At 48.8% G+C, this 889-nt stretch carries 1 protein-coding gene; it reads right to left on the bottom strand.

From position 1 onward, the window contains the following. Window positions 1-13 precede the first annotated feature (13 nt). Window positions 14-889: IS4-like element IS10A family transposase (locus tag ACRN9H_RS19640; RefSeq protein WP_432315885.1), on the bottom strand; the 876-nt coding region annotated here is incomplete at its 5' end.

Genomic DNA, 889 nt, shown 5'->3' with positions numbered 1-889 from the left:
CTGAAGGATCCCCTCATAAATCAGCCATAGCATAGCCATATTTGAGCAACTGATTGGCGAATAATACCCAGGCCGCCAGCAATTCTTTCTCCGTGATTTGATAATCAGGCCGCCTGAGTACCTCCAATCCCAAGCGAATCGTTGAGAGTACCGTTCGATGCCCAATGGTATTGGCCTGAAAATGCTTATCCCAGCCCTGTTGCTGTGCGTGTAAACCAACTAGCCACAACAGGCATTGAACCATCAACGCTATCAGTAGGATGATGTCGAATCGCTCTGGACTGTTGGTACGACTTTGGCGTAAGCCAAAGCCGTATGCCGGGCTTTTGAGGTCACGAAAGGTTTCCTCTATTTGCATACGTTTGGCGTACAGGTTTACCAGCTGCTTTGGGCTCCGAGATTCTGGTGGTAAATTGCTGGCTAACACCCAAGGCTCTTTCGCCGATGTTGAGTACGTTTTTGCCGATGGATGGTGGCAATTAGTCCTCGTTGAACGCTGATTTGTACGCCCCTTAGGTTTGCTACGATAAAGCGTGAGATGGCAATTGATAGGGTTAGTTTTGGTCAAGGTCTTACAACCCAGGCTCTTCGCTTGACCGTTGGCCAAGTCATGTGTACTGCGAACTGCACGCCAATTTTCAGCGCCAATATCTGCAAATTGAACTGTACCGCGAATACGGCTTAGCCAAAACCAACCATGCGCCTCAACCTCTTTGTACCAAGGCACTTTGAACCCCGCGTCAGTCACGATGAGAGGGGTAACATGCAAAGGTAAAATCTTGGCTAAGTCCGCTAAAAAACCGTTGTGGGAGGCCTTAGAGCATTGTTCTGATAGGGGATAGGACTTCTCATACAGGGTAATAGAGCGGCCATTGAAGGCTATTGAGGC

The organism is Shewanella sp. MF08487 (assembly GCF_050848685.1).
GTDB classification, from domain to species: Bacteria; Pseudomonadota; Gammaproteobacteria; order Enterobacterales; family Shewanellaceae; genus Shewanella; species Shewanella glacialipiscicola.
The sequence above is the reverse complement of the archived record's forward strand: the minus strand, read 5'-3'. Positions and strand labels throughout refer to the sequence as shown.